Annotated in this window: 6 protein-coding genes and 1 pseudogene; 4 read left to right on the top strand and 3 right to left on the bottom strand. The window is 73.4% G+C overall.

The window, feature by feature from the left end:
- Positions 1-111 (top strand): annotated as a pseudogene (locus ACTIDRAF_RS35180) (Cys-tRNA(Pro) deacylase); the annotation flags it as partial.
- A gap of 82 nt (positions 112-193) precedes the next feature.
- Here ACTIDRAF_RS35180 and ACTIDRAF_RS0224250 read toward each other — a convergent pair.
- The 3 genes from ACTIDRAF_RS0224250 to ACTIDRAF_RS0224240 all read right to left on the bottom strand — a co-directional run bounded on the left by ACTIDRAF_RS0224250 (position 194) and on the right by ACTIDRAF_RS0224240 (position 2,455).
- Complete coding sequence (locus tag ACTIDRAF_RS0224250) at positions 194-814, bottom strand: alpha/beta hydrolase family protein (RefSeq protein ID WP_016701268.1); 621 nt, start codon at positions 812-814, stop codon at positions 194-196.
- A gap of 14 nt (positions 815-828) precedes the next feature.
- A complete protein-coding gene (locus tag ACTIDRAF_RS0224245; RefSeq protein WP_016701267.1) occupies positions 829-1,599 on the bottom strand; it encodes an SOS response-associated peptidase in 771 nt (256 codons plus the stop codon).
- Positions 1,600-1,678: 79 nt separating this feature from the next.
- The gene (locus ACTIDRAF_RS0224240) at positions 1,679-2,455 is read right to left on the bottom strand and encodes an SOS response-associated peptidase (RefSeq protein WP_026066450.1); all 777 of its coding nucleotides are present in this window, start codon (positions 2,453-2,455) and stop codon (positions 1,679-1,681) included.
- A gap of 315 nt (positions 2,456-2,770) precedes the next feature.
- Between ACTIDRAF_RS0224240 and aroA the strand changes: the two genes are divergently transcribed.
- The 3 genes from aroA to ACTIDRAF_RS0224225 all read left to right on the top strand — a co-directional run bounded on the left by aroA (position 2,771) and on the right by ACTIDRAF_RS0224225 (position 6,143).
- A complete protein-coding gene (aroA, locus tag ACTIDRAF_RS0224235; protein ID WP_016701265.1) occupies positions 2,771-4,078 on the top strand; it encodes a 3-phosphoshikimate 1-carboxyvinyltransferase in 1,308 nt (435 codons plus the stop codon).
- Positions 4,075-5,088 (top strand): ribosome small subunit-dependent GTPase A, encoded by a 1,014-nt coding sequence (rsgA, locus tag ACTIDRAF_RS0224230; protein ID WP_016701264.1) that lies wholly within the window; start codon positions 4,075-4,077, stop codon positions 5,086-5,088. Before aroA ends, rsgA begins: the two co-directional genes overlap by 4 nt.
- Positions 5,089-5,264: 176 nt before the next feature.
- The gene (locus tag ACTIDRAF_RS0224225; protein ID WP_016701263.1) at positions 5,265-6,143 is read left to right on the top strand and encodes an SCO4651 family lipoprotein; all 879 of its coding nucleotides are present in this window, start codon (positions 5,265-5,267) and stop codon (positions 6,141-6,143) included.
- Positions 6,144-6,185: the final 42 nt, after the last annotated feature.

The following is a 6,185-nucleotide window of genomic DNA, read 5'->3' as shown; positions in this document are numbered from 1 at the left end:
GAGTTCGACACCATCTTCTGCAGCGGCGGCCGCCGCGGCCTGGAGATCGAACTGGCCCCGGCGGACCTGGTGCGGCTGACCAACGGAACCACCGCCGCGCTCTGCGCCTGAGGGCCAGGCCCACTCCACTCCCGAGCGGGCGGTACGCCGTTCGGTCCTGCTCGCCCGTGCGGCGCGGCGCGAGCCAGGGGCTTCAGGCGGTCGAGTCCGACAGGTCGAGGGGCCGGAGCACCCGGTCGAGCCACTCGTGGACCGCCCGGTAGACCGGTTCCTGGTCGCCGCGCAACGCGTGGTTGCCCGCCACCAGGACCACCTGCCGGCGCGGGGCCGGCTCGGGACGGCCGAAGGGGTCGCTCTCCCCCTGGACCACCAGGACCGGGACCTCGACTCCGTCCAGTTCGGCCAGGCGGTGCTTTTCCGGCTTCCCCGGCGGGTGCACCGGGAAGGCCAGGCACAACACCGCCTCCGCGCCACCCGCCCCTGCCGTGCGGCACGCCACCCGCGCGCCGGAGGACCGGCCGCCGAACAACAGCGGCAGCTCGGGGAAGCGGTCGCTGGCCAGCGCGGAGGCGACGGCGAGCCACGCGGTGTCCAGCTGCCGGGTTGGAGCGGGCGCCCGTCGACCGGCCACGCGGTAAGGCTGTTCGACCGTCACCACGTGCACCCCGGCGTCCACCGCGGCCCGCGTGGCCGTGACGAGGTCGGGACTGTCGGTGCCGCCCCCCGCACCGTGGCCGAGCAGCAGCACACCCCGGTCCTGGGCCGCGCCGTGCACCTCGGCCCGGGCGGTGCCGACCGGTGTCTCCACCTCCATGCCCGGCACGGTGCTCAGGCCTCGAACAGGGTCGGGGCGGGCGAGGGCGGGGCGCTGTCCTCCAGTTCGACGGGCTCCACCAGGTGCGGGCCGTTGTTGCGCATGTTGTTGACCTCCTTGGACACCGGGTACATCGTCAACTCGTCCAACGGGACCACCGCCGGGTCGTCGAGCAGGTGACGGACCTCCTCCGTCCCGGGGTCGAGCCATTCCTCCCAGTGCTCCCGGCCGAGCACCAGGGGCATGCGGTGGTGCACCCGGGCGAACTCGCCCTGAGCCCCGGTGGTCACCACCGCGCAGCTCACCACCGGGGCGGCGGTCTCCTTGGGCTGGTCCTTGGGCCACCAGGTGGAGAAGACCGCGGCCATCGCCAGCGGACGCCCGTCCCGCCGCACGCTGAGGAACGGCTGCTTCCCGGACTCGTTGGGCTGCCACTCGTACCAACCGGTGGCCGGGACGAGACACCGGCGGCGGCGCACCGCCTGCCGGTAGGCGGGCTTCTCGGTGATGGTCTCCGCCCTGGCGTTGATCATGGGTGGGCCGCTGGTGAGGTCCGGAGCCCACGGGGGCACGAGACCCCAGCGCACCGCCCGGACGGAACGCACCGGCGCCGGCCGGCGGTCCTCGGAGTCCGCGCCGGCGGGGAACCGCTCGACGATGATCGGGATCAGGCGGGTGGGCGTCACGTTGTGGTCCGGCCCCACGGCCCCCTCCGCGCCCTCCACCGCGTCGAACTCGGCGGCCAGTCGCGCCGGATCCAGGCTGATCGCGTACCTACCGCACATCGGCGATTCGTCTCCCCGCGTCGCTGTCCCGGCGATCGGCGGGGCCGCTCCGCCCCGGGGCCGCCGGTGGGTCCGGGGATCATCCTTGCCGAAGAAGTGCCGCGGTGTCCAAGTCGGGCGTCACGCTGGCCCAGTCGAAGCGCCTGGTGAGGCGCGGGCCGTGGTGTTGGGCACGGTTGACCTCGCGTGACACCGGCCGCACCTCGATGGCGGCCAGCTCCGCCGCCGGCGGGGGGACCATCAGGTCCGAGACGGTGTCCAGGTCAGCGGACGTGTCCAGCCACCGGTCCCAGGCCGAGGGCGGCAGCAGCAGGGGCATCCGGTCGCCGATCGCGGCGAGAGGGCCCACCGCCGGCGTGGTCAGCACCGCGCAGGTGTCCAGCCGGCGGGAGGACCCGGGCTCCGGGTCGGTCCAGGGAGACCAGATGCCCGCGATCGCCAAGGTCGACCCGTCGTAGCGGGTGGAGTAGAAGGGGTACTTCCGGCCCGGCCCCCGCAACCACTCGTACCAGCCGTCGGCCGGGAGCAGGCACCGGCGGGTGGCGGCGGCGTCGCGGAAGGCGGGTTTGTCCGCCACCGTCTCGACGCGCGCGGCGAACATCCTGGAGCCGATGGCCGGGTCCTTCGCCCAGCGTGGCACCAGTCCCCACGTCATCACCCGGACGATGCGCCCCGCCCGGGGGCCGCCCCCCGACCGATTCCACCCGTTCGCATGGTCTTCGGTGATGACTAACACCGGGTGGGTTGGCTGGATGTTGTAGTCAGGACCGGGCGCGGCGCCCCCGGTGACGTCCACCGCGCCGAACTCCCGCGCCAACTGGTCCGGCTTCCGCGTCGAGGCATACCTTCCGCACACGCTGTTCCCCTTTCGTCGCTCCCACCGCAGGTCGGAACGACGTCGAAGCACCCCCTCCGCGTCCAACGGTACGCAGGGACCTCGTCCTCGCAGGGCCAATGACCAGCGCCAACAGCGGTTCGTGTCGCAACTTCATGGCGCTGCGTGACCAGGGCTTCCCTGAACGAGTGAAGGCGGGTGCCTCCACCTCCAGGTGGGCTCCCGCCCTTCCGGTGAGGCCCCTCCCCGGGCGGCACCCGGCCCGGCGGCCCGGTCCCCGGTCACCGTCACCGGTGCCGGGCGAGGTCGGAGCGGGCGGTGCGGGATTATCGGGTCATGGCAGAACTGTGGCCCGCGCCGAGCGCGGCAGGACCCGTCGGTGCGACCGTCTCGGTTCCCGGCTCGAAGTCGTTGACCAACCGCGCGCTGCTGCTGGCCGCCCTCGCGGAGGGGGACTCGGTGCTGCGCAACCCGCTGCGGAGCCGGGACACCGTCCTGATGGCGGAGGCGCTGCGGTCGCTGGGCATCGGCGTGCGCGACCTCGACGGTGGGGACTGGGAGGTGACCGGCGGTCCGCTGCGCGGCGGCGTCCAGGTCGACTGCGGTCTCGCGGGCACGGTGATGCGGTTCGTCCCCCCCGCCGCGGTCCTCGCCGACGGTCCCGTCCACTTCGATGGTGATCCGCAGGCCCGGGTCCGCCCGATGACGACGGTGCTGACCGCGCTGCGCGACCTCGGAGCCGAGGTGGTGGGTGACCGGTTGCCCTTCACCCTGCGAGCCACCGGCCACCTCCCCGGCGGCGAGGTCACCATCGACGCCTCCGCGTCCTCCCAGTTCGTCTCGGGTCTCCTCCTCGCCGGCGCCCGCTACGACCGCGGGCTCACGATCCGCCACGCGGGCCCCCCGGTGCCGTCGATGCCCCACGTCGTGATGACGGTGGCGGCGCTGCGCGAGGCCGGGGTGACCGTGGACGACGCAACGCCGGACGTGTGGCGGGTGGAACCGGGTCCGGTCGGCGCCCGGACCTGGGACATCGAACCCGACCTGTCCAACGCCACCCCGTTCCTCGCCGCCGGCGCCGCCACGGGCGGCCGGGTGACCGTCGCCCACTGGCCGTCGACGACCCACCAGCCGGGTGACCTGTTCCGGGGGCTGCTGGCCGAGATGGGCGCGGAGGTCGTCCTGGACGACCGGGGGGTGACGGTGACCGGCCCGGACCGCCTCCTCGGCATCGACGCCGACCTCCACGAGGCCGGCGAACTGACCCCGACCGTCGCGGCACTGGCCGCCCTTGCGGACACCCCGTCCCGGATCCGGGGAGTCGCCCACCTCCGGGGCCACGAGACGGACCGGCTCGCGGCCCTGGTGAACGAGATCAACGGGCTCGGAGGCCGAGCCCGGGAGACCGAGGACGGGCTGGAGATCGACCCGGCGCCGCTGCGCGGCGGCCCGTGGCGCTCCTACGCCGACCACCGGATGGCCACCGCCGGCGCCGTGATCGGTCTCCGGGTCCCCGGCGTCGAGGTGGAGGACATCGGCACCACGAGCAAGACGATCCCCGACTTCCCCGGCATGTGGACGGCCATGCTCGGCGGGGAGGCCGGCGTCTCCGGCGCCGAGCGGACGGAGGGCGTGGTCGGGTGAGCCGGCGCAGCTGGCGGGAACTCGACGAGTCCGACGTCCGGGTACGCCCGAACCGGCGCGGGTCGCGGCCGCGCAGCAAGCGGCGGCCCGACCACGCCGACGCGGTCCCGGCGCTGGTCACCGCCGTGGACCGGGGCAGGTGGACGTGCGCGCTGGACGCCGACCCGGACCGGCTCGTCACGGCCATGCGCGCCCGGGAGCTGGGACGCACGCCCGTGGTGGTGGGCGACCGCGTCAGCCTGGTCGGCGACACCAGCGGAGCCGCCGACACCCTGGCCCGGATCGTCCGGGTCTCCGACCGGGACAGCGTGTTGCGGCGGACCGCGGACGACACCGACCCCTACGAACGGGTCGTGGTGGCCAACGCCCACCAGCTCGTCATCGTCACCGCTCTCGCCGATCCGCCGCCCCGGCTCGGGTTCATCGACCGCTGCCTGGTCGCCGCCTACGCGGGCGGCCTGGAACCGGTGCTGTGCCTGACCAAGTCGGACCTGGCCTCCCCGGACTCCACCCTGACCAGTTACGCGGGCCTCGACCTGCCCGTCGTGGTCACCCGCCACGACGCCGAGCCGGCCGAGTTGCGGGCGAGGCTGGCCGGGCGGGTCTCCGCCCTGGTCGGGCATTCCGGGGTCGGGAAGTCCACCCTGGTGAACCACCTGGTGCCCAGCGCTCGACGGGCGACCGGCGAGGTCAGTTCGGTGGGGAAGGGACGGCACACCTCGACGTCGGCGGTGGCACTGCCGCTCGAGGGCGGGGGCTGGGTCGTCGACACCCCCGGCATCAGGTCGTTCGGTCTCGCGCACATCAGCGCGGACGACGTCGTCTCGGCGTTCCCCGGGCTGGCCGAGGCGGCCGAGGAATGCCCCCCGCACTGCGGCCACCTCGGTGCGCCCGAGGACCCCGACTGCCACCTGGACCGGCACGTCGACGAGGGCGACGGCTCCCGGAGCAGGCTCGAATCCCTGCGCCGGTTGCTGCTCTCTCGCGCTGGCCAGGACCCCGAAGGATGAGTTGAACCCGAGGATCACGCACTCCCCGTGACAGCGCGGTTTGAATCTTCACTCGAGTGGGAAAGCCACCAACGTGATCGTGTGACGGTGGGAACCCGTCGCCCTCGTGGTACGTCCATCTCGGAAGACTCGGGCGACGAAGAGCACTCGGGTGAAGTGAGAGGAAGAGATTCTCAGTGCGCAAGACGACGATCGCCGCCTTCGCCGTCGCCCTGGCCGGGGTGGCCGCAGGTTGCGGGAACGCGGAGGACACCGCCGAGGACACCGCTCCCGGCGCGTCCCAGGAAGCGGAGGGCGGCGACGCCGAGGGCTCCGGTGAACACGGCGACGCCGGCGAACTCATCACGCGGATGAACGAGGCCATGAGGGCCGAGGGCACCGTCACCCTCCTCGTCGAGGGTCAGGCCGCCGGCGCGAGCATCAGCGGCGAGGGCGCCCTGGAGTACCAGGAGAACGGCGCGGTGGACAGCGCCACGACCATGGAGGTCCCCGACTCCCCCAGCCCGGTGCAGTCCGTGCAGGTGGACCAGATCATGTACCTGAACCTGGGACAGGAGTTCGAGCCAGGCAAGAGCTGGTTGCGGATCGACCCGAACGAGGAGGCCACGGGCGCCGGGGCGCTGTTCCAGATGCTCGGCCAGCAGGCAGCCGCCTCGGGCAACCCGATGGCCGCGTTGCAGGAGGCCGGGGACGCCCTCTCCATCGTGGACAGCGCGGAGGAGGAGGTCAACGGCCAGCAGGCCACCCGCTACACCATCAGCCTCGACGTGGCCAGGGCCGGCGAGCTGGTGCAGGACGAGATGCAGGCCCAGACCATGCAGATGCTGGCGCAGCAGGGTGTCGACACCATCGAGCAGCAGATCTGGCTGAACGAGGCCGACCTGCCGGTCCAGCTCCTCGTCGACCAGGCGCTCCCCGGCGCCGAGGAGCAGGCCACGACCACGGTCATCACCTACTCGGGATGGGGCGAGCCGGTGGACATCGCCGCCCCGCCGGAGGAGGAGACGGTGAGCGCGAACGATCTCGAGGTGCCCTCCAGCGCCCCGACCGGCTGACGCCGGAACCAGAACCGACGGGCGGGCGCCGGACCGGCGCCC

The sequence above is a fragment of the Actinoalloteichus spitiensis RMV-1378 genome, assembly GCF_000239155.1.
GTDB lineage: Bacteria > Actinomycetota > Actinomycetes > Mycobacteriales > Pseudonocardiaceae > Actinoalloteichus_B > Actinoalloteichus_B spitiensis.
This window is presented reverse-complemented; position numbering and strand designations above follow the sequence as displayed.

Excerpts from the sequence above, each read along its gene's own strand:
- ACTIDRAF_RS0224245 (WP_016701267.1), bottom strand. The coding sequence starts at position 1,599 with ATGTGCGGTAGGTACGCGATCAGCCTGGATCCGGCGCGACTGGCCGCC.
- aroA (WP_016701265.1), top strand. The coding sequence starts at position 2,771 with ATGGCAGAACTGTGGCCCGCGCCGAGCGCGGCAGGACCCGTCGGTGCG.
- ACTIDRAF_RS0224250 (WP_016701268.1), bottom strand. The coding sequence starts at position 814 with ATGGAGGTGGAGACACCGGTCGGCACCGCCCGGGCCGAGGTGCACGGC.